This window comes from Bradyrhizobium sp. 164 (assembly GCF_023073715.1).
In the GTDB taxonomy this organism is placed as follows: Bacteria; Pseudomonadota; Alphaproteobacteria; order Rhizobiales; family Xanthobacteraceae; genus Bradyrhizobium.
In genome coordinates this window covers 146,600-165,484 of the sequence record NZ_JADPKA010000066.1, presented here as the reverse complement: position 1 = coordinate 165,484, position 18,885 = coordinate 146,600, and the positions used below count along the sequence as shown (strand labels likewise).

The 18,885-nt window shown below is 63.6% G+C and carries 23 protein-coding genes; 10 read left to right on the top strand and 13 right to left on the bottom strand.

Annotated features, from left to right (window positions below):
- Nucleotides 1-52: 52 nt before the first annotated feature.
- Nucleotides 53-673: a response regulator transcription factor gene (locus IVB01_RS20950; protein ID WP_247280509.1), complete on the bottom strand. Its 621-nt coding sequence runs from the start codon at nucleotides 671-673 to the stop codon at nucleotides 53-55.
- 210 nt (nucleotides 674-883) lie between these two features.
- On the opposite strand from IVB01_RS20950, the gene IVB01_RS20945 reads away from it, so the two are divergent.
- The 3 genes from IVB01_RS20945 (at nucleotide 884) to IVB01_RS20935 (ending at nucleotide 5,272) form a co-directional block, all read left to right on the top strand.
- Nucleotides 884-2,242, top strand: a complete 1,359-nt coding sequence (locus IVB01_RS20945; RefSeq protein WP_247280510.1) for a histidine kinase — start codon at nucleotides 884-886, stop codon at nucleotides 2,240-2,242.
- A 163-nt stretch (nucleotides 2,243-2,405) separates the two neighbouring features.
- On the top strand, nucleotides 2,406-4,874 hold the full coding sequence (locus IVB01_RS20940; RefSeq protein ID WP_247280511.1) for a TonB-dependent receptor: 2,469 nt from the start codon (nucleotides 2,406-2,408) through the stop codon (nucleotides 4,872-4,874).
- A gap of 185 nt (nucleotides 4,875-5,059) precedes the next feature.
- Nucleotides 5,060-5,272 (top strand): hypothetical protein, encoded by a 213-nt coding sequence (locus tag IVB01_RS20935; RefSeq protein ID WP_247280512.1) that lies wholly within the window; start codon nucleotides 5,060-5,062, stop codon nucleotides 5,270-5,272.
- On the opposite strand, the gene IVB01_RS20930 is transcribed toward IVB01_RS20935, so the two are convergent.
- From IVB01_RS20930 to IVB01_RS20920, 3 genes are all read right to left on the bottom strand, one after another.
- Nucleotides 5,251-5,454, bottom strand: a complete 204-nt coding sequence (locus tag IVB01_RS20930; RefSeq protein ID WP_247280513.1) for a hypothetical protein — start codon at nucleotides 5,452-5,454, stop codon at nucleotides 5,251-5,253. The two genes, IVB01_RS20935 and IVB01_RS20930, sit on opposite strands and share 22 nt — an antisense overlap.
- A gap of 52 nt (nucleotides 5,455-5,506) precedes the next feature.
- Entirely contained in the window at nucleotides 5,507-5,743 is a 237-nt protein-coding gene (locus IVB01_RS20925; RefSeq protein ID WP_247280514.1) for a transcriptional regulator, read from the bottom strand.
- Nucleotides 5,744-5,840: 97 nt separating this feature from the next.
- Nucleotides 5,841-6,050 (bottom strand): cold-shock protein, encoded by a 210-nt coding sequence (locus IVB01_RS20920; RefSeq protein ID WP_247280515.1) that lies wholly within the window; start codon nucleotides 6,048-6,050, stop codon nucleotides 5,841-5,843.
- Between the two features lie 440 nt (nucleotides 6,051-6,490).
- Between IVB01_RS20920 and rpsU the strand changes: the two genes are divergently transcribed.
- Nucleotides 6,491-6,766, top strand: coding sequence for a 30S ribosomal protein S21 (gene rpsU, locus IVB01_RS20915; protein WP_247280516.1), 276 nt, complete (start codon nucleotides 6,491-6,493; stop codon nucleotides 6,764-6,766).
- Nucleotides 6,767-6,875: 109 nt separating this feature from the next.
- On the opposite strand, the gene IVB01_RS20910 is transcribed toward rpsU, so the two are convergent.
- Genes IVB01_RS20910 through IVB01_RS20900 form a run of 3 tightly spaced genes read right to left on the bottom strand, consistent with a single transcriptional unit; the run spans nucleotide 6,876 to nucleotide 7,769 of the window.
- Nucleotides 6,876-7,154, bottom strand: a complete 279-nt coding sequence (locus IVB01_RS20910; RefSeq protein ID WP_247280517.1) for a DUF1488 domain-containing protein — start codon at nucleotides 7,152-7,154, stop codon at nucleotides 6,876-6,878.
- A 59-nt stretch (nucleotides 7,155-7,213) separates the two neighbouring features.
- Nucleotides 7,214-7,510: a hypothetical protein gene (locus tag IVB01_RS20905; protein WP_247280518.1), complete on the bottom strand. Its 297-nt coding sequence runs from the start codon at nucleotides 7,508-7,510 to the stop codon at nucleotides 7,214-7,216.
- Nucleotides 7,503-7,769, bottom strand: coding sequence for a hypothetical protein (locus IVB01_RS20900; RefSeq protein WP_247280519.1), 267 nt, complete (start codon nucleotides 7,767-7,769; stop codon nucleotides 7,503-7,505). The genes IVB01_RS20905 and IVB01_RS20900 overlap by 8 nt, the downstream gene beginning before the upstream one ends.
- A gap of 337 nt (nucleotides 7,770-8,106) precedes the next feature.
- On the opposite strand from IVB01_RS20900, the gene IVB01_RS20895 reads away from it, so the two are divergent.
- On the top strand, nucleotides 8,107-8,451 hold the full coding sequence (locus IVB01_RS20895) for a hypothetical protein (protein ID WP_247280520.1): 345 nt from the start codon (nucleotides 8,107-8,109) through the stop codon (nucleotides 8,449-8,451).
- Nucleotides 8,452-8,961: 510 nt separating this feature from the next.
- Nucleotides 8,962-9,369, top strand: a complete 408-nt coding sequence (locus IVB01_RS20890; protein WP_247280629.1) for a hypothetical protein — start codon at nucleotides 8,962-8,964, stop codon at nucleotides 9,367-9,369.
- Nucleotides 9,370-9,543: 174 nt separating this feature from the next.
- Here IVB01_RS20890 and IVB01_RS20885 read toward each other — a convergent pair whose 3' ends face one another.
- Nucleotides 9,544-10,119 (bottom strand): nuclear transport factor 2 family protein, encoded by a 576-nt coding sequence (locus tag IVB01_RS20885; RefSeq protein WP_247280521.1) that lies wholly within the window; start codon nucleotides 10,117-10,119, stop codon nucleotides 9,544-9,546.
- 83 nt (nucleotides 10,120-10,202) lie between these two features.
- Between IVB01_RS20885 and IVB01_RS20880 the strand changes: the two genes are divergently transcribed.
- The 4 genes from IVB01_RS20880 to IVB01_RS20865 all read left to right on the top strand — a co-directional run bounded on the left by IVB01_RS20880 (nucleotide 10,203) and on the right by IVB01_RS20865 (nucleotide 14,802).
- Nucleotides 10,203-11,156, top strand: a complete 954-nt coding sequence (locus IVB01_RS20880) for a LysR family transcriptional regulator (protein ID WP_247280522.1) — start codon at nucleotides 10,203-10,205, stop codon at nucleotides 11,154-11,156.
- A gap of 173 nt (nucleotides 11,157-11,329) precedes the next feature.
- Nucleotides 11,330-12,793: a GH1 family beta-glucosidase gene (locus IVB01_RS20875; protein ID WP_247280523.1), complete on the top strand. Its 1,464-nt coding sequence runs from the start codon at nucleotides 11,330-11,332 to the stop codon at nucleotides 12,791-12,793.
- Between the two features lie 190 nt (nucleotides 12,794-12,983).
- Nucleotides 12,984-14,216: an acetyl-CoA C-acetyltransferase gene (locus IVB01_RS20870; RefSeq protein ID WP_247280524.1), complete on the top strand. Its 1,233-nt coding sequence runs from the start codon at nucleotides 12,984-12,986 to the stop codon at nucleotides 14,214-14,216.
- 283 nt (nucleotides 14,217-14,499) lie between these two features.
- Nucleotides 14,500-14,802 carry an HU family DNA-binding protein gene (locus IVB01_RS20865; RefSeq protein WP_084805933.1) on the top strand — a complete coding sequence of 101 codons (303 nt, stop codon included), beginning with the start codon at nucleotides 14,500-14,502 and terminating at the stop codon, nucleotides 14,800-14,802.
- A gap of 71 nt (nucleotides 14,803-14,873) precedes the next feature.
- Here the strand turns inward: IVB01_RS20865 and IVB01_RS20860 are convergent, their stop codons facing one another.
- The 5 genes from IVB01_RS20860 to IVB01_RS20840 all read right to left on the bottom strand — a co-directional run bounded on the left by IVB01_RS20860 (nucleotide 14,874) and on the right by IVB01_RS20840 (nucleotide 18,849).
- Entirely contained in the window at nucleotides 14,874-15,029 is a 156-nt protein-coding gene (locus IVB01_RS20860) for a hypothetical protein (RefSeq protein ID WP_247280525.1), read from the bottom strand.
- A gap of 5 nt (nucleotides 15,030-15,034) precedes the next feature.
- Complete coding sequence (gene lon / locus IVB01_RS20855) at nucleotides 15,035-17,416, bottom strand: endopeptidase La (protein WP_247280526.1); 2,382 nt, start codon at nucleotides 17,414-17,416, stop codon at nucleotides 15,035-15,037.
- Nucleotides 17,417-17,424: 8 nt separating this feature from the next.
- Nucleotides 17,425-17,808: an Hsp20/alpha crystallin family protein gene (locus IVB01_RS20850; protein WP_247280527.1), complete on the bottom strand. Its 384-nt coding sequence runs from the start codon at nucleotides 17,806-17,808 to the stop codon at nucleotides 17,425-17,427.
- 153 nt (nucleotides 17,809-17,961) lie between these two features.
- Nucleotides 17,962-18,528 carry a ferritin-like domain-containing protein gene (locus tag IVB01_RS20845; RefSeq protein WP_247280528.1) on the bottom strand — a complete coding sequence of 189 codons (567 nt, stop codon included), beginning with the start codon at nucleotides 18,526-18,528 and terminating at the stop codon, nucleotides 17,962-17,964.
- Between the two features lie 114 nt (nucleotides 18,529-18,642).
- Nucleotides 18,643-18,849, bottom strand: a complete 207-nt coding sequence (locus IVB01_RS20840) for a hypothetical protein (protein WP_247280529.1) — start codon at nucleotides 18,847-18,849, stop codon at nucleotides 18,643-18,645.
- Between the last annotated feature and the right edge of the window lie 36 nt (nucleotides 18,850-18,885).

Below are 18,885 nucleotides of genomic sequence, written 5' to 3'. Positions count from 1 at the left end.
ATCTCGCCACATCAAGATTGCAACGCTTGTGTGACCGAAATTTGTGGCGATGTCAGGCAACGCCGCTGTCGATCGCCAGCCGCACCAGCTCGACCGAGGTCTTCACGCCCAGCTTCTGGCGCATGATCGAGGACGTATTGGCCACCGTCTTGTAGGACGATTGCACCAGCCAGGCGATCTCGGACAGACTTTTTCCGGCGCTGAGCAGCCGCAGGATCTCCATCTCGCGTGCGTTCAGCTTCGACAGCGGGCTTTGCGCCAGCGCCGGTCCCGCAAAGGCAATGCTGCGCGCGATCGCGCTCGGGAGGTACGTGCCGCCGCTCCCGACGGCGCGGATCGCCTCGACGAGGTCGTCGGGGTCGCCGGTTTTGGAGACGTAGCCCTTGGCGCCGCATTCGATCGCGCGCGCCGCAAAGGCGGGATCGTCGTTCATGCTGAACATGATGATGCGGGCCTCAGGCGCGCGCTCGAGGATGCGGCGCGCGAGCTCGAAGCCGGAGACGGTCGGCAGGTTGATGTCGATGATGCAGAGGTCGGGGCGTTCGACGATGAACACGCACTCGCCGTCTTCGGCGTCGGCAGCCTCCAAAATCTCGATCTCGCCCGCGTCGGCCAGCACGGCACGGCAGCCGGAGGCGACGATGGGATGATCGTCGACGATCAGAATGCGCATAGGCGTTCCCCGCGACAGCGCGTTCTCCCTGATAGAAACTGCCTGTTCTGCGCCGCATGAGGCCGACCAGGCTAGACGCGCGCGTCTCATGTCGCCTCATGCAACCCGGCCGGGATTGCTGTACGCTTCCGATTAGATATCCGCCGCTTCGCCTCTGTCAACGTCATCGGAGAGGCGGGGCAGAACCTTCGCGGGGCACGAGCGATACCAATGTGGCAAAATCTTTCCTTGCGCGGGCGCATCAACCTGTTGCTGGCGCTGCTGCTGGCGCTGGGGCTGGCCGTCAATATCGGCCGCCAGGTCGCGGAGGCGGGGCCGCGCGTGCAGGCCGAGGACCAGAGCGTGATCCGGCTCGCACGCGAGTTCATCGAGATGATCGTGGCGGACCTGAACGAGGCGCCCGATCCGGACGCCCGGCTGAACCAGATTGCGCGTGATCTCAGTCGCCTGCGCCATGTCAGCATCGCGCTCCATGACGCCGGCGGAAATCCGCTGACGCCGCCCCGGGCCGATGCCGACGCCGACACGCGCGGGCCGCCGGCTTGGTTCGTCAGCCTGGTTCATCCCGAGCAGACCGCCGTCAGCGTGCCCGTCTCGATCCATGGCAAGCCCGGCTCGCTCGTGATCACCTCGCATCCGAACGACGAAATTGCCGAGATCTGGGACAGCATCGTGACCCAGCTCGAGGTCGGCTCGGTCATCGCGGTGGTGGTGTTCCTGGTGATGATGAATGTGGTCGGCCGGGCTCTGGCGCCGCTCCAGTCGTTGGCCGAGACGATGTCCGAGATCGAGGGCGGGCATTATGACGCGCGGGTCACCCCAGGCGGTGCGCCCGAGCTCGGCGCCATCTGCGGCAAGCTCAATCATCTCGCAGCAGCGCTCGGCGAGGCGGTCGAGGACAAGCGGCGCCTTGCCGAGCGTGCGGTGTCGCTCCAGGACGTCGAGCGCAAGGAGATCGCGCGCGAGCTGCATGACGAGTTCGGACCGTATCTGTTCTCGCTGCGCGCTCATGCCAGCGCGCTGGCGAAGCTGGCGGACGGACGGGCGCCGAGTGCGGAGGCGGTGCGAAAGCACGGCAGCGCCTTGCTGGAGCAGATCAACGCGCTCCAGCAGTTCACCCGCCGCGTGCTGGAGCGCCTCCGGCCCGTCGGCCTCGCCGAGCTTGGCCTGCGCCAGGCGCTCGAATCGCTATCGCGGCTATGGCGGGAGTCGCATCCCGAGGTCACCATCGAGACCTCGATCTCGCCGGCGCTGGGCGCGACCGGCGAGACTGCCGACCTCACCATCTACCGCATCGTGCAAGAGGCGCTCACCAACGTGTTCCGCCATGCCGGCGCGACCGCGGTCAACGTTGTCATCGAGCCGGCCGGGCAGCACGGGCGCGACGGCCGCGTCTGCGCCCGGGTACGGGTCAGCGATAATGGCCGCGGCATGGAGCCGGGTCAGAAGCTCGGCTTCGGTCTCGTGGGCATGCGCGAGCGGATCCTGGCACTGGGCGGTACCCTCAATGTCGTCTCTGGCGAGAACGGTTTGACCGTGGAAGCGCTGGTTCCGACGGCGGCGGCCTGATCGTGCCCGAAACGATCGGGAAAAATTCCCGATTTTATCGGGAAAACGAGCGCGGATATCGCCCGATCTTTTGTGGCTGGCGCGCTCATTGCGGCCGAATACACTCATCTCGACCGAACGGCGGAAAATCACAACAGCCGGTCGTCACGGATGGGAAGGCGGGATGGGCAAGGGTCTCTGGTTCAAGCGTCGTTTATTGATGGCTTCGATCTCGACGGGGCTGGTGTCCGGGTTGTTCGCGCACCCTGCCGCGGCCGCGCAGGATGAGGAGACCAACGTTCAGAACCTGCCACCGGTCGAAGTGACCGCGCCACCGTCGGCGACGAGGCGCACGACGCCGTCGCGACCGGTCGCACGCGTCGGAACGCCGGGGTCCGCCAGCCCCAGGACGCGCATTTACGTCTATCCGACCGCGCCGGGCACCGGCAGAGGTCTTGATGTTGACAAGGTCCCGTCGGCGATCAACGCCGTTGATGCCAGCCAGATCAAGCGCACCGGCTCCCTGAACGTCACCGACGCGCTGCGCGACAACATCGCCGGCGTCAACATCAGCGAAGTCACCGGCAATCCGTTTCAGCCCGACGTCGAATTCCGCGGCTTCGTCGCTTCGCCCGTGACCGGCACGCCGCAAGGCCTTGCGGTGTACCAGAACGGCGTCCGCATCAACGAAGCCTTCTCCGACGCCGTCAATTGGGACCTGATCCCCACCGCCGCGATCAGGTCGGTGACGCTGGTGACCAACAATCCCGCCTTCGGTCTCAATGCGCTGGGCGGTGCCATCAACCTGCAAATGAAGGACGGCTTCACCTATCAGGGTGCGGAGCTCGATGTCATGGGAGGCTCGTTCGGTCGCATCCAGGGCTCGGCGCAATGGGGCAAGCAGGTCGACAAGAATTACGCCGTCTACGGCGCGCTCGAAGGGCTGCACGACAACGGCTTTCGCAACTTCTCCCGATCGGACGTGCGGCGCTTCTACGGCGATGTCGGCTACAAGGCGGGCGACAGCGAATTCCACGCCAACATGGGAGTGGCCAAAAACGATTTCGGCGCCAGCGCCACCGTTCCCGCCGAGCTGCTCGAAAAATATTGGGGCGCGACCTACACCACACCGCAGATCACCTCGAACCGCGTTGGCTATCTCAACCTGACCGGAAAGGTCGATGCGACGCCGACCTGGACGCTCGAAGGCACCGCGCATGTGCGCCGCTACGAGCAGAAGATCGTCGACGGAAACCCGACCGATGCGCAGGCGTGCGGTGCAGATCCGACGCTGCTGTGCTTCGGCGATGACACCACGCCCGCAAACGGCGTGAACGGCGTGCAGCTTGCCAATCCGTTTGCGCCGGGAACGATCCTCGGCGAGATCGACCGGGGCACGATCCGTTCGACCACCTTCGGCGTTTCGGGACAGGCCACCAACACCGATCAGCTGTTCGGGCACGACAACCGCTTCGTGATGGGCGCAACCTATGACACCGGTGTCACGCGCTACAACGCCACCGCCGAGATCGGCTCGATTGCAGAAAACTACGTCGTCAGCGGCAGCGGTGTCTTCCTGGGGCCGACCGGCTTACCAGATCCCGTTGCCGGTCCTGTCTCGCTGCGGACCGTCAACCAATATAACGGCCTCTACGCGATGGACACGTTCAACGTCACGGATGCCTTCGCCATCACCGGCGGCGGTCGCTTCAACGTGGCGCGCATCACGCTGGAAGATCAGCTCGGCACTGCGCTCAACGGCGATCACACCTTCGCCCGCTTCAACCCGGTGATCGGCGGCACCTACAAGATCACTCCCGAGCTGACCGCCTACGCCGGCTATTCCGAAGCCAACCGCGTGCCGACGCCGCTCGAGCTCGGCTGCTCCGATCCAGCCCGTCCCTGCCTGATCGCAGCGTTTCTCGTCTCCGATCCGCCGCTGAAGCAGGTCGTGTCGAAGACCGTGGAAGCGGGCCTGCGCGGCACCAAGGAGCTGAACATCGGCACGCTCGGATGGAAGATCGGCGGCTTCCGCGCCACCAATCACGACGACATCCTTGCGGTACCCGCCGTCGGGCGCACAGGCTTCGGTTATTTTTCCAATGTCGGCCGGACGCGGCGGCAGGGGCTCGAAGCCGAAGTCAACATCAAGTCTCCGGCGCTCCAGTTCCAGGCGAGCTACGCCTTCGTCGACGCGCGCTTCCTTGACCCGCTCGAACTCGGCTCGGAAAGCCCGTTTGCCGATCCGGCCACCGAGACCATCCGGGTTTTGCCCGGCAACCAGATCCCCGCGGTCCCGCGCCATCGCGTCAAGGTCGGCGTCGATTACTCTGTGACCGACGTCTGGAAGGTCGGCGGCAACGCGCTGTTCGTCTCCAACCAGTATCTGGTCGGCGATGAGTCCAACCAATACGCGAAGCTGCCGTCCTATACGGTCTTTAACCTCCACACCTCCTATCAGGTCGCAAAGAACGTCCAGCTCTACGGCCGCATCGACAACGTCTTCGACAAGCGTTACGCGACCTACGGACAGTTCTTCGACCGCGAGGCCGTGCCCAATTTCACCAATGGCGGCGCAGAATTCACCGACCCGCGCTCGCTCAGCCCGGCAAGGCCCCGGGCGTTCTATGCGGGCATGCGGGTGACGTTCTAGGCGTGCTCGATGCACTGCCTTCCGCTACGGCCTGAGGCGGACTCGCACCTGCATTGCGGGAATTGGCGGAGGAGTACCGGCGCTGTGCGGACAGCCAAGAGGAGAGAGGCCAAGCTCTGCAGCCTGAAAAAGGCGAGCGGACAAACTAAATCGGACGCGTTCCGATATCGGTGCTAGACACGGGGATGATAAAATTCATTATGATTGCGCTGGTCACCACAGTTCCGGTCCTTGCTCAAGTCAGTTCCACTCAAAACCCGCCCTTTACCGATCGCGAACAGGTTAAGCATGACCGCGCGAAAGCGGCCGAGGCCGAAAAGAGTGCACCCACAGCGCGGCCCTGGGATCGAGACGCGGACGGCAAGCGCCCGTGGGATCAAAAGCCCTCGAAGCCCTGACAGAACGATGTCGCGTCCGGCGCCATGCGCTCGAACTCCGTTCGATGCTTCTGGAGATAGCTGATGGCCTGCTTCCGCGTGTTGAATGTCGTCGCGAGCCGGCACATCTGCCGATTTGCGCCGGAAGCGAGAAAGAAAGTGATGGTTCCGTGATCTGGCGGGATTCTAGGCACGACCTGCACTTTCCGGCATGTGATCGGCCCCTTTAAGTTTCGGCGGTGGCGTTGAAGGCGACTATCGCGCCGGCTTCCTCGAACGCTTCTTGGGTGCCGGCAAAGCTATTCGAACAGCTTCATCGGCCGCTTCCTTGGCCTCGCGCACCTCGCGGAGCCGCGCCATGTTCTTGCGAATCTCGATAGCCTGTCTTTCGGCATCCGCCAATGCGCGCGCTCCCTCTTCGGCGGCCAGCTGCTTACGATTTAGACGCGCGATGCCTTCGGGTGACAGGTCTGCCGATTTCTTGGGGCTCATTGCTCACCCGGCCTGGCAACAGACAAAACCCGCTCAATCCGAAGATCGAGCGGGCAGGGGGGCCGTTTCAGTACATCCGTGAAACGGCGCCACGATATCAAGCCAGCGAGAGGTTCTCAGCGCTGACTTTGCCTCGCATCTTGTCGGTCTTGACCTCGAAATTGACCTTTTGGCCTTCTCCGAGGCCCGCCAGACCGGCGCGTTCGACGGCGCTGATGTGAACGAACACATCGTTGCTACCATCGTTCGGCTGAATGAAACCGAAGCCCTTTTGGCCGTTGAACCACTTCACAGTACCTGTCGTCATTTTCTTCTCCAAAGCGCGCGAACGCGTTCCGCGCGACAATCACGCGGTTATCTTCAACTTCGTCGATGTCTTTGGAAAAGGAGCCCGCGGGGCGCATTCAACAAGGCACAGCGGCTAATCGAACAAGGTCAATATACATCACATTCGCGATTTCGCAAGGACGCAAGCCAATTTGTTTCTGCGAGGCTCCTCGGGTGTTCCGATCGCAGCACTTCGCGTCTGTCTGCCGGCCTGCAAGCAAGACGTTAGCGATTGACAGCACAGCACGACAGTGGTCACGTTGGTGTCACCAAGCTGCATCGCTGTGACAAGCAGATCGGCTCGTCCGAAGCCGCGATGAATGTCGCCGCCGCTATCCTCAAAAATCGCAATGAAGCTCCTGCGCAATTGGCTGCCCTGCAGGACGTGTCGCATTCGCAGCCCCCAGCGAGGATGATCAATTGCACGTACTTGTCAGAGACAACAACGTCGACCAGGCGCTCCGCGTTCTCAAGAAGAAGATGCAACGCGAGGGCGTCTTCCGGGAAATGAAACAGCGGCGTTCCTACGAAAAGCCGTCGGAGCGAAAGACCCGCGAGAAATCCGAGGCCATCCGCCGGGCCCGCAAGCTCGCTCGCAAGCAGGCGATCAGGGAGGGCTTGCTGCCCGCGCCGCCCAAGAAGAAGCCCTTCGAGCGCAAGGCGCCACTGCCGGAGATCAAGGCGCGCGCGGAGTAGAAAGAATCCTCGTTCCGGAGACTCCGCAGCAACGGCATGTCGGTCTCATAACATGATGGTGGCGTCACTTGTGACGCCGCAAGAAGGCCGGTCGCGGTGCTGTCGTTGCTTATGACCTGAAATCGATGCCTCGCAGCACAATGCCTGGCGGCGTGCCCTCGAACTCCGTCGCACGATATTTGCTCGCAGCGCATGCTTCGATGCGATCCCGCAATCGGCTGAACTGGGCCTCCCGCTGCTCGGGTTTGACTTGCGGGCCGCGCTCGAGGTCGTCCATCGCAGAGGTCGAGATCGCGCAAGGAATCTCCCGGGCACCGTCATGCATCGAGAACCGGACGATCATTCGGTCGTATTCGTGGCCGATAAAGCGGCCGCTGGTCAATGTCATGGCTTGCTCCGTTAACCTAATTGCGGCATGTCGAGAATGCGGGGCGGCCGTCGTTCGCCTCAGACCTCGCCCGACAGCCGGGCGAAATCGTCGAACAGTGCTGCCACTAGCGCGCGATGGCGCGTATCCTCGGAAGGCAGACTCGCAGCATAGAGGTTGAGCAGATGGCGCGCCTTCACTGCCGCCTCCGGCCAGGACGCGGCTGGCACCGTCATCATGCGGTTTTCGAGATCGGCTTCACGCTCGCGGAGCTCGCGGAGATGCGCCTCCACGTCAGCCAACGCACGGCGCAGGTCGGTTGCCTTCTGCGCGGCCATGCCGCGACGCTTGTCGAGATCGACCGGCCGGTCAGTCATTGGTGATGCTCGCGTCCGCGGCTTGTGCGTTCGCAAGATCGATCGAGCCGATCGACAGCATCTCCGTGGCGCCGCAAGCGCCTTCGGCGGGCACCGTGATCATTGTGGCAATGCGGCGATAGGCCGAGAAGGTCAGGCCCTCGATCGTCTCCTCGTCTGTGACGACCTCATAGGCGCCGGCCGGCAAGGTTCGCTCGATGCCGCGGATGCGGAACGGATGCTTGAACTTGACGGTTTCTCGCCGCGAACGGATGGTCATGCACGCCTGCCTTTCGCAAGTGAAGGCTGTCGCGACCATGCGCCCTTCGCATGGCAATAGCCAGCATTATCGTGACTAGCCGGCAAATGAAGATGTCGCGGCGGAGCCGTCGCCCGCGCGGCATTTAACGCTCGCTATTGGCTCGGCGCGGGCGTAGCCTCGCCACCATCACCGCACATCTCAACGGCTTCGACCGGTGACTGAGGGTCACGTGTGCTCCCGCCGAAGGCCTCGCAGGAGCATTCGATGTCGCGTGTTCGCATCTCGGAATGGATCGTGCCGCCGGTGATCGTTCCGTTGTTTTTGCTGCTTCTCGTATGCGGAGCCCCCGTCCTCAATGGCTAGGACAACCCGCGTGCCATATCTGGTCAGCGGAACCAACGAATACGGCAGCTCCAATCTCGGCCGCGGCAGTGCAACGGTCGCGCTGCGGCTTGCGCGAAGACTGCTGCGCGAAGGCTACATGGACGTTAGGGTCTGCACTCCGCGCGGACGGGTGCTGCAGTCGAACGAACTCGACGAACTCAAACCACCAAAGGAGAGCGACATGGCGAAGGGCCAGCAACGCGGCAATCGCGAAGCCAAGAAGCCGAAGAAGGAAAAGGCCAAGGTGATCGCTGCGGCGCCGAACCGCAAGGAAGCCGCTTGGCAGCCGGATTTCGGGACGGTGAAAAAGAAGTAGCGAGGAACGAGGCCGAAGGGACGGGCGAGCTCGAGGCGCCGCTCGAATTGACTCTCCTAATTAACTCGCAACTTCTGATGTCGCCTGTTCGTCCGTAGCGGGCGGCGCGTCGGGGTTCCCATGTCCGCTTTTCCCAAGCGACCTGGCTTGAACAAGATCGGCACCCTGAATTCCTCGCCGCGTATTGTCTTTAACCAAACAGAAACCATCGCGAATGATCCGAAAATTTTAACGAAACTCCCCGGCCGGTTCTGCGTCGGTTTGTCGGAGGGCCCGGCTGATGACAGAGCACCAGTTGCGAGAGCAGGAATTCAAGATCGCACGCTATCGGCGCCTGGAGCGGGAAGTGACAGATCCGCTCGCCGCATGTCTGCTTCACAGCATCATCGAGGAGCTCGAGGCCGAGCTGCGGAGGGACCAACCGGATTGGCACGGGCCGCGCGATTAACGCTTTCTTAGCACTGATGCTGCGGACTATCCGCTCAGGAGTACCAGGCGGAGATGGCTCCCATGCTGAAGGACGGCACCTACGCGGCTTGGTACAAGACGCCGCTCGACCAGGGCACCGGGATCGTCCATGTCGCAGACGGACAAATCTGGGGCCGCGACAGCCTGATGACGTATCATGGCTCCTGTCACGTCGATGGCGATCGCTTCACCGCCACGGTATCGACCAAGCGCCATACCGACGGCCGCGCAACGGTGTTCGGCAACGACGATGAGCTCACGCTGCACATCGAAGGAAGCTGCCCCGGCAAGATCGCGAGTTACACGGCGACAGCGATACAAGTCCCGGGAATGATCCTCCAGGGCACGCTCATCCTGACTGAACAGCAGCCACCGGCACCTGAACGAGCCGGGCAGATGCCGGAGTTCAATCCCGACAAGCTGCCGAAGTTGCCGAAGCGCTCGCGCTGAGCGCGTGCGCCATCGCGACGAAACCGCTCGTCGAAGCCTTGCCACCTAACGCCCTGCAAACTTCAGGCATGGCGACGCAGAATCCCCCCGCGCGCGCCAACCAGCAGGGGGACGTTTCACGCGGAATACGGCGACGTTCTGAGTCAGTTGGCTGCTCCAGCGAGGCGAGGGAGATCATTTTTCCTCCCTCCAACCCCGGGCGAGTATCGCCGCTTGTTGCAAGGTGATGCTTCGGACCAGCGGATCCGCATGACGGTGCACGAGTTGCCAATCCGTGCCATCCTTGCGGTAGACTTCAGTCACGCGCAGCGACCAGTCTTGAGCCGCCAACCCGCCCACCTCGGCCCGCTGGTGTTCGACCATAACGAGAACGACGAGCTCGCTCGATGCATAGGTTTGCAAAACCTCGAGTTCGGTTTCGCCTTCCCTGAAATATCGCGATAGGTCAGCCAAGCGCTTCGGGCTGGCGTCGAATCCGCGACTTGCAGGACCGCCGAAGGGCTGCATCAGCGTGAAATCCGGCGCAATGCGGACAAGCTGGAACCAGCGATCCATGTCGCCACGCATGAAGGCGGCATTCTTCTCGCGGGCGCGTTCGATGAGGCTGGCTATCACGTCGTTCCCGGCGGCCGCATCGGCCGAAAGCTGGGCGGACAGAGGAAGCGCAGCCGTAGCGGCAATCATCGAGCGCCGCGACATCGCCTCCGGCGAGCCTGGCGATTTGTTCACCCCGGGCGGTCTCTTGGTCATTTCAGGACTCCTGATCAAACGGCGAGCGAGCCCGATCCATGCGGCCTTGATCTTGATGAATCCAGCGATATGATTTCAGCAATATGCTGAAGAAAATTGATCTATCCAGGATTGATCTGAATCTGCTCGTGCTCTTCCGCGTCGTTCTGGAAGAACGTCATGTCGCGCGCGCAGCCGCTCGGCTGAGCCTGACGCCGTCGGCTGTCAGCCATGCGCTTGGCCGGCTCCGGCTTCTGCTGAACGATCCGCTGTTCCTGCGGACACCGAAGGGCGTCGTTCCAACGGCGCGGGCGTTGGAGCTTGGGGAGCCGGTGGCCGAGATCATCGCGCGTGTCGAACAGCTGATCGGGTCGGCTGCGCCGTTCGACCCTGTGAAAAGCAGCCGTCGGTTCACGATTGGCGCCCCCGACGCCGTCCTGGTCTCCACAACCGTTCCGCTCTTGCGTTCGATCGCGACTGCGGCACCTCACATTGACATCGGGCTGATCCATCTGATGCCTGCGCCGCGCGGCGGCGCGATCGGAGAGCCCTGGCACCAAAGTCTCGACATGCTCGAAACACGCGAGCTCGATATCGCAATGCTGCCGCTGCCGGCGGTATCATCGCGTTTCGAGGCACGCAGGCTCTATGAGGAGGAGTTCGTGCTGGCCATGCGCAGGGGACATCCCTTGGCAACAGCGCCACCCCGTGCTGCATTCTCGCAATCACAGCACCTGCTGGTGTCTCTCAGCGGTGAACCGCGTGGTTTCGTCGACGAGATGTTGGCAAAGCGTGGCCTCGAACGCCGCATCGCCCTAACGGTCCCGAATTTCATGATGGCGCTTGTCCAGCTTTCTGGGTCTGATCTGATCGCAGCGTTGCCGCGCCGACTGGTGGAGCACCATGCCGGCCGCTTCGGCTTGGTGTTTGTCGAGCTGCCTTTCGCCCGCAAACCGGATACGATCCGGGCCATCGCAACCAAGGCAGCGATGAGAGACGCCGGCATCGCCTGGCTGATGCAGGTTGTGGTCGGTTCAGTCGGAACAACCCGGCCCTAAGATCGCCGGCCCTGAAAACACGAGAGGTGTTCAGCCGACGCAGGAAAATGGACGACATCGTGCCTGCTGCGTCACCAACGCTTGCCGGATCTGGGTCCTCCTGCATGCGCTTCTCAAACGGCCCGGAACTGTTCATTGTGCCGGGCCCAAATGAAGAAAGCGGAGCAGCATCAATGTCGGACCCCGTCTCGCGTCGCCAGTTTGCCAAGCTGGCGGGATTGTCCGCAGCCGGAGTTGCGAGTCCGCTTCAAGCCCTCGAGGTCAAGCCGGTATCGCCGCCGCGCAGCGGAAACGGCTTCCCCGCAGGCTTCCTCTGGGGCACGGCGACCTCGTCCTATCAGGTCGAGGGTGCGGTCAACGAGGATGGGCGAGGGGCCTCGATCTGGGACAAGTTTGTCCGCATCCCCGGCAAGATTGAGGACGGCACCAATGGCGACCGCGCCAACGAGCATTATCAACGCTACAAGGAGGATGTCGCGCTCATCAAGGAGCTCGGCTGCAAGGCCTATCGCTTCTCGGTGGCCTGGCCGCGGGTGTTTCCGGACGGCGACGGCAAGCCCAATCTGAAGGGGCTCGACTTCTACAACCGCCTGATCGACGAGCTCCTCAAGAACGGCATCGAGCCGTGGCTGACACTGTATCATTGGGACCTGCCGCAATCGCTCCAGGACCGTTTTGGCGGCTGGCGCTCGACCGAGACTTGCAAGATCTTCGGCGACTATGCGGCCTATGTCGCCAAGCATCTGACCGACCGGGTCAAGAACGTGTTCACGCTGAACGAGAGCGGCCGCTTCGTCTATTTTGGCTATGGCATCGGCATCGACGCGCCGGGCTTGACGCTGCCGCAGGCCGAGGTCAACCAGATCAGGCACAACAGTGCGCTCGCGCACGGGCTCGCCGTGCAGGCGGTGCGCGCCCATGGCCGCCGCGGCACCCGCGTAGGGCCGGCCGAGAACATCGACGCCTGTGCGCCCGCGATCGACACGCCGGAGAACGTCCGCGCCGCGGGAATCGCGCTGCGCGAGATGAATGCCGGCTATCTCAACGTCATCATGACGGGCAAGTATACCGACGCCTTCCTGAAATTCGCCGGGCCCAACGCGCCGAAATATACCGATGCGGAGCTGAAGATCATCTCCTCGCCGGTCGATTTCCTCGGCCTCAACATCTACGCGCCGCAGAACTATGTGGTGGCTTCCGACCAGGGTGCCGGCTTCATGCCGCTGCCGATCCCGAAATCGTTCCCGCACATGAACTCGGACTGGTTGCGCGTCGGTCCCGAGACGATCTACTGGGTCCCGAAGCTGGCTGCGAAGATCTGGAAGACCGACGCGATCTATATCAGCGAGAACGGCACCTCCAGCGATGACGTCGTCACGGCCGACGGCAAGATCTACGACACCGATCGCATCATGTATCTGCGCAACTATCTCGCCCAGCTCCAGCGCGCCACCACTGAGGGTGTGCCGGTGCGCGGCTACTTCCTCTGGAGCCTGATGGATAATTTCGAATGGGTGTACGGGCTGAACAAGCGCTTCGGCCTCTACCACGTCAATTTCGACACCCAGGTCCGCACCCCAAAGCTCAGCGCCAGCTTCTACCGCAACGTGATCGCGAACAACGCGGCGGGTGTGTGAGCGCCTTCTTCCCGTGTAGATCCATGACGTCGCTGAGGCTTTCGCGCCCGATCGCTCAGATCGCATGCCCCTAGCCCGATTTTACGCGTAGCGGAAAATCCGGGTGAGGGGTGCACACGCCACGCATTGACTCACCTGTCTCCCTAATTCACAACGCCTCTCAACACCCATAAACAAGAGGACAACGCCAATGGTTGACGCGCTCATCATCGATGCCTGCCGCACCCCGCGGGGCGTCGGCAAGGCCGGCAAGGGAGCACTCTCGGGCATTCATCCGCAGCAACTGGGTGCAACCGTGCTGCGCGCGCTTGCCGACCGCACCGGCATCGATACCGCCGATGTCGACGACATCGTCTGGGGCTGCAGCGCGCAGGTCGCGACGCAAGGCGGCGATCTCGGGCGGATGTCGGCGCTGGATGCCGGCTATGACGTGCGCGCGAGCGCGGTGACGCTCGACCGCTTCTGCGGCTCCGGCATCACCAGCGTCAACATGGCCGCCAGTTCGATCATGGCGGGCGCCGAAGACCTCGTCATCGCCGGCGGCTGCGAGATGATGTCGATGGAGGGGCGGCGCGGCTCTGGTCCGATGATGATGGACAGCGGCAATCTTCGCCTGCGCGCGCGGCACCCGCAGTCGCACCAGGGCGTCTGCGCCGATGCCATCGCGACGCTGGAGGGTATCACGCGGCAGGACGTCGACGCGCTCGGGCTGGAGAGCCAGAAACGGGCAGCGCATGCGATCGCGAACGGCCACTTCAAGAAGAGCCTCGTGCCCGTCCACCGCGAGGACGGCAGCCTTGCGCTCGACCATGAAGAATATCCGCGCCCGCAGACCACGATGGAGGGGCTGAGCAGCCTGAAGCCCGCGTTCTCCGCCGTCGCCGACTATGCGCTCGACGATAAGGGCACGACCTATCGCGGCTTGATCCTGCAAAAGTATCCCGACCTCGAGATCGACTTCGTGCACCACGCCGGCAACTCGTCTGGCGTCGTCGACGGCGCCGCCGCAATCCTGCTGGCCTCGCCGGCCTACGCCAAGGCACATGGCCTCAAACCGCGCGCCCGCGTCGTGGCGATGGCCAACATGGGGGACTCGCCGACCCTGATGCTGAACGCGCCGGTCCCGGCGACGCGCAAGGTGCTGGCGAAGGCGGGGCTGACCGTTGATGACATTGACCTGTTCGAGATCAACGAGGCCTTTGCGGTGGTTGCGGAAAAATACATCCGCGATCTCAGGCTCGATCGCGCCAAGGTCAACGTCAATGGCGGCTCGATCGCGCTCGGCCATCCCATCGGCGCGACGGGCTCCATCCTGATCGGCACCGTACTCGACGAGCTCGAACGGCGCGACCTGAAGCGCGGTCTCGTCACCATGTGCGCCGCCGGCGGCATGGCGCCCGCGGTCATCATCGAGCGCGTCTAGCCCTTATATTTCAGGGTGAATCGCGACCGGCCTCCGGCAAAGAGGCCGGTCGTCGCTTGTCGAAAGCATCGAATCAGCTTTAGCAAGGTGGCTTGCGGGCCTTTGAAACAAGGCAAAAAGCGCTGCCTGAGGCTCCTTTCGCTCCGGAAGCAGCTAAAATGCAGGGTTTTTTGTCACAGAGGGCCAAAAAAGCCCGTAAAAACCGCGACAAAACTGTGCAGAAGGCTATAGGCCTTCGCCGGTTGGTCTAATATGCAACCGGCAACGAATCAGAGGAGACACGATGCCAACCCAAATGTCGAAATCGCAGCTGATCGAAAAGATTGCGACCGCCACCGAGCTTTCCAAGCGTGACGTCAAGAGCGTGATGGAGACGCTGACCGACGTCGGTCACAAGGAGCTCAAAAAGAACGGCCTGTTCCTGGTGCCGGGCTTCGCCAAGTTCGTGGTCATCAAGAAGCCCGCGACCAAGGCGCGCAAGGGTACCAACCCGTTCACGGGTGAAGAGATGATGTTCAAGGCCAAGCCGGCCCGAAAGATCGTCCGCGCCCGCCCGGTCAAGGCTGCCAAGGACGCCGTGGCCTGACAACGCAAAGGCCCCCTCGATCGGAGGGGGCCTTTTATTTGGGGCTGCCGCGAGGGCTTGAGACGGAGGGCTCAACCCTTGCGGCGCTTCACCCGTACCGGGACTGGCTCAAGCCGCGGTCCTGGCGCCACCAGCGCATCGCGCACCCGGTCGATGGCGCGATCGAGCAGCTGGCGCAGCCGCTGCGTTTTCTGCGATCGCTTCGCTCTTTCCAGCAATCCGCTCATCACCGTTACTCCGCAGCTTCGACCTTGGCGTCAGCCGGCTCGAGCGCCGCGGCGATGGCTTCGTCCACGCGCTCCAGCCAGATGAATTCGAGGTTGTCCCGCGCGCTCTTTGGGATCTCGTCGTAGTCCCGTTTGTTGCGCGCCGGTAGCATCACCAGCTTCAATCCGGCAGCGGCGGCGGCCACCACCTTCTCCTTGATGCCGCCGACAGGCAGCACCAGGCCGCGCAGCGAGATCTCGCCGGTCATCGCGGTGTCGCTGCGCACCGTGCGATTGGTGAGCAGGGACGTTAGCGCCGTGAACATCGCAACGCCCGCGCTCGGTCCGTCCTTCGGGGTCGCGCCCGCGGGAACGTGAACATGGATGTCGCTCTTCTCGAACAGCTGCGGATCGATGCCGAGCTGGGTGGCTTTGCTCTTCACCAGCGTCAGCGCAGCCTGCACGCTCTCGCGCATGACGTCGCCGAGCTGACCGGTCAGGATCAGGCCGCCCTTGCCGGGCACGCGCGTCGCCTCGATGAACAGGATGTCACCGCCGACCGGCGTCCACGCAAGGCCGGTGGCGACGCCCGGAACGCTGGTGCGCAGCGCGATCTCGCCTTCGAAGCGCGGCTGGCCGAGTACGATGGCGATGTCCTTCGGGCCCACCACGACCTTTGCGGCCGTGCCCTCGGCGACCTGCACCGCGGCATGCCGGAACACCTTGCCGATCTCGCGCTCGAGGTTACGCACGCCGGCCTCGCGGGTGTAGCCCTTGACGATCAGCTTCAGCGCCTCCGGCTCGATCTCGGCCTGTTCGGCCGAGAGGCCGTTGGCCTCCAGCTGTCGCCGCACCAGGTAGCGCCGCGCGATCTCCAGCTTCTCGTCCTCGGTGTAGCCGGCGAGGCTGATCAACTCCATGCGGTCCAGGAGCGGACCCGGGATCTGATCCAGCATGTTGGCGGTCGCGATGAACACCACGCGCGACAGGTCGAAGGGCACGCCCAGGTAATTGTCCCGGAACGTCCCGTTCTGCTCGGGGTCGAGCACCTCCAGCATGGCGGCGGAAGGATCGCCCTGCACACCGCGGCCCATCTTGTCGATCTCGTCGAGCATCATCACGCAGTTGCGGGCGCCCGCCTTCTTGATGCCCTGGATGATGTTGCCGGGCAGCGCGCCGATATAGGTGCGCCGGTGGCCGCGGATCTCCGCCTCGTCATGCACGCCGCCTAAGCTGACGCGCACGAAGGGGCGATCCATCGCGCGTGCGATGGATTGGCCGAGCGAGGTCTTGCCGACGCCGGGCGGGCCGACGAAGCACAGGATCGGGGCCTTGCCCTGCGGGGCGAGCTTGCGCACCGCCAGATATTCGATGATCCGGCTCTTGATCTTCTCCAGGCCGAAATGATCGGCATCGAGGATGCGGCGCGCCTCCTTGATGTCGATCGGCTTCTCCGCGGGCAGGGCCCAGGGCAGCTCGATCAGCCAGTCGAGATAGGTGCGGACCATGCCGGCTTCGCCGGCGGCCTCCGGCATGCGCTCGTAGCGGCGCAGCTCCTTCTTGGCGTGCGCGTCCGCCTCGGGCGGCATGTTAGCCTTGGCGATGGCAGCCGTCAGCTCGGCGACCTCAGCCTGCTTGCCGTCGCCTTCGCCGAGCTGGCGCTGGATGGTCGCCATCTGCTCGCGCAGGATCGCCTCGCGCTGCCGCTCGTCGAAGCTGGCCCGGGTCTTCTGGCCGATCTCGTTGCTGATGCGCAGCACCTCCAGCCGCTCGGCGAGGTGCTTCGACACCTTCTCGACCCGCAAGGCGAGGTCAATGGTCTCCAGCACCTCCTGCTTGTCCTGCGGCTTGATGTCCATGAACGAGGTCGCGAGGTCCGCCAGCGCGCCGGGCGCGCTGGTGCCCTGGAACATCGCGGCCAGCTCGGGCGGGGCCTGCGGCAGCAGCTCGATCGCCTCGATGGCCTGGCGCTGCAGGTTGAGCGCGCGCGCCTCGATCTCAGGCGAGGTCGTGGTCGGCTCGGGGATCTGCTGGATGCGCGCAGCCAGGAAAGGTGTGCCCGGCAGGAAGTCGAGGATGCGGGCGCGCTGCACGCCCTGGCAGACGATGTGGTGGCTGCCGTCGGGCGCGGTGATGTAGCGCACGATATTGGCGATGGTCGCGACCCGGTAGAGGTCGTCCGGGCCGGGCTCGTCGATCTCGGGGCTGCGTTGCAGGACGATGCCGACCGGCCGCTGCTCGCGCAGCGCCTGCTGCGCGGCGGCGATGGACTTTGCGCGGCCGATCGAAATCGGCGCGATGGCACCGGGAAACAGCACCATCTCGCGCACGGGGATGATGATCAATGCGTCCTCGGGAATCTTCACGTCGGAACCGTTTTGCTGGGTATTCATCTGTTCGGGAGCCATGATCAATCTCAGGATTTGGCGAGGCGCAGCGCGACGCAGCCGTCCATCACGAAGCGGCTGATGGCATAGCGGCCAAGCGGAAGCGCGATGCGCCGCTCGAAGCGGCCCTGCGGCAGCTCGAGCCGGTGGATGCGGGCGTTGCGAAGCTCCGGGGGAAGGGTGCGCTGGCCGGAGATCACGAGCACGCCGTCATGGATCGCCGTCTCGACATTGCTCGGATTGACGCCGGGAAGCGCGATCAGGATCAGGAGCTCATGCTCGGTTTCGAGCACGTCGATCGGTGGCTCCCAGCAAACTTCCTGGCGGCCGAACTGCTGCCGCAGCCGTTCGGCGCGGGTCAGCGAGTCCAGGGCTTCGGACAGCATCCAGTCGAGGGGATTTTTGGGTTGCATGATGCGGACTCGGCGATGGGAAAGGCTGCATATGGGACTGGTTCCCCAGAATTCCAGCCCGCCGGCGCGGACGTGCCATGCGGATCCTGCGATCCAGAAAAGGAAAACGCCGCGGCTCGCACCGCGGCGTTCCGTTATCGGCCACGCACGGCGTCAGGCCGCTGCGCGGTACTCCTCTTCCGCTTCGAGGTTGATCACGGAGGTGGCGAGCTCGGTCAGCGCGCGGTCGGTCGCCTCTTCCTCGTCCAAGGTCTCCTGAAGCAGCCTTGCCGCATCCTGCATGCCGAGCTCCTCGGCCCAGGTCCGCAGCGTGCCGTAGCGGGAGATTTCGTAATGTTCGACCGCCTGTGCCGAGGCGAGCAGGCCCGCATCGAGGGCGGGGGCGTTCTTGAACTCTTTCATGATTTCGGCGCCCTCGTCCGCGATGCCGTTGATGGCCTCGCAGGGCTTGCCGCGCGCCGGCTTGCCCAGCATTTTGAAGACTTGGTCGAGACGTTTGACCTGGCCCTGGGTCTCGCGCAGATGCTTGTTGAACGCCGCCGCAAGCTCCTTCGAGTTTGCGGCCTTTGCCATTTTGGGCAGCGTCTTGATGATCTTGTTCTCGGCGAAATAGATGTCCTTCAGCGTCTCCAGGAACAGGTCGCTGAGCATCTTCGGCGCCTGACGCGGTCGCCGCGCCGCGGTCTTCTTGGTTGTGCGTTTCTTCGCTCGTTTAGCCATACGTCCTCCTCTTGAGGTGACACGGGAAGGCGTCGCCTTCCTCAATCCTCAGGCGATCAAAACCCTTTCGAGAACGAAAGTTCCAAACTGGCAACCGGGGTTCGTGGCGATCGCTCAGGTCGGGCGCTTATAGGGGTCTTCCTGGCGCTGTCGCTCTTCGGTCGCGCGATCGAGCCGCGCACGCTCGCTGCGGCGCAGGCGGCCGGCCTTCATCACTCCGTAGACGAGGACGCCGCCGAGCACGAACGCGCCGATGAACCAGAGCCAAAGCATCTGGGCCGAGGCGTGACCCAGCAGCATGCTAACTCCGCTGTCGCTCATAGTTAGTCTCCACCGATGTCCATTGCGGTTATGCTG

Excerpts from the sequence above, each read along its gene's own strand:
- IVB01_RS20950 (WP_247280509.1), bottom strand. The coding sequence starts at position 673 with ATGCGCATTCTGATCGTCGACGATCATCCCATCGTCGCCTCCGGCTGC.
- IVB01_RS20945 (WP_247280510.1), top strand. The coding sequence starts at position 884 with ATGTGGCAAAATCTTTCCTTGCGCGGGCGCATCAACCTGTTGCTGGCG.
- IVB01_RS20940 (WP_247280511.1), top strand. The coding sequence starts at position 2,406 with ATGGGCAAGGGTCTCTGGTTCAAGCGTCGTTTATTGATGGCTTCGATC.
- IVB01_RS20935 (WP_247280512.1), top strand. The coding sequence starts at position 5,060 with ATGATAAAATTCATTATGATTGCGCTGGTCACCACAGTTCCGGTCCTT.
- IVB01_RS20925 (WP_247280514.1), bottom strand. The coding sequence starts at position 5,743 with ATGAGCCCCAAGAAATCGGCAGACCTGTCACCCGAAGGCATCGCGCGT.
- IVB01_RS20920 (WP_247280515.1), bottom strand. The coding sequence starts at position 6,050 with ATGACGACAGGTACTGTGAAGTGGTTCAACGGCCAAAAGGGCTTCGGT.
- IVB01_RS20910 (WP_247280517.1), bottom strand. The coding sequence starts at position 7,154 with ATGACATTGACCAGCGGCCGCTTTATCGGCCACGAATACGACCGAATG.
- IVB01_RS20905 (WP_247280518.1), bottom strand. The coding sequence starts at position 7,510 with ATGACTGACCGGCCGGTCGATCTCGACAAGCGTCGCGGCATGGCCGCG.
- IVB01_RS20900 (WP_247280519.1), bottom strand. The coding sequence starts at position 7,769 with ATGACCATCCGTTCGCGGCGAGAAACCGTCAAGTTCAAGCATCCGTTC.
- IVB01_RS20895 (WP_247280520.1), top strand. The coding sequence starts at position 8,107 with ATGGCTAGGACAACCCGCGTGCCATATCTGGTCAGCGGAACCAACGAA.
- IVB01_RS20890 (WP_247280629.1), top strand. The coding sequence starts at position 8,962 with ATGCTGAAGGACGGCACCTACGCGGCTTGGTACAAGACGCCGCTCGAC.
- IVB01_RS20885 (WP_247280521.1), bottom strand. The coding sequence starts at position 10,119 with ATGACCAAGAGACCGCCCGGGGTGAACAAATCGCCAGGCTCGCCGGAG.
- IVB01_RS20880 (WP_247280522.1), top strand. The coding sequence starts at position 10,203 with ATGCTGAAGAAAATTGATCTATCCAGGATTGATCTGAATCTGCTCGTG.
- IVB01_RS20875 (WP_247280523.1), top strand. The coding sequence starts at position 11,330 with ATGTCGGACCCCGTCTCGCGTCGCCAGTTTGCCAAGCTGGCGGGATTG.
- IVB01_RS20870 (WP_247280524.1), top strand. The coding sequence starts at position 12,984 with ATGGTTGACGCGCTCATCATCGATGCCTGCCGCACCCCGCGGGGCGTC.
- IVB01_RS20865 (WP_084805933.1), top strand. The coding sequence starts at position 14,500 with ATGCCAACCCAAATGTCGAAATCGCAGCTGATCGAAAAGATTGCGACC.
- IVB01_RS20860 (WP_247280525.1), bottom strand. The coding sequence starts at position 15,029 with ATGAGCGGATTGCTGGAAAGAGCGAAGCGATCGCAGAAAACGCAGCGG.
- lon (WP_247280526.1), bottom strand. The coding sequence starts at position 17,416 with ATGGCTCCCGAACAGATGAATACCCAGCAAAACGGTTCCGACGTGAAG.
- IVB01_RS20850 (WP_247280527.1), bottom strand. The coding sequence starts at position 17,808 with ATGCAACCCAAAAATCCCCTCGACTGGATGCTGTCCGAAGCCCTGGAC.
- IVB01_RS20845 (WP_247280528.1), bottom strand. The coding sequence starts at position 18,528 with ATGGCTAAACGAGCGAAGAAACGCACAACCAAGAAGACCGCGGCGCGG.
- IVB01_RS20840 (WP_247280529.1), bottom strand. The coding sequence starts at position 18,849 with ATGAGCGACAGCGGAGTTAGCATGCTGCTGGGTCACGCCTCGGCCCAG.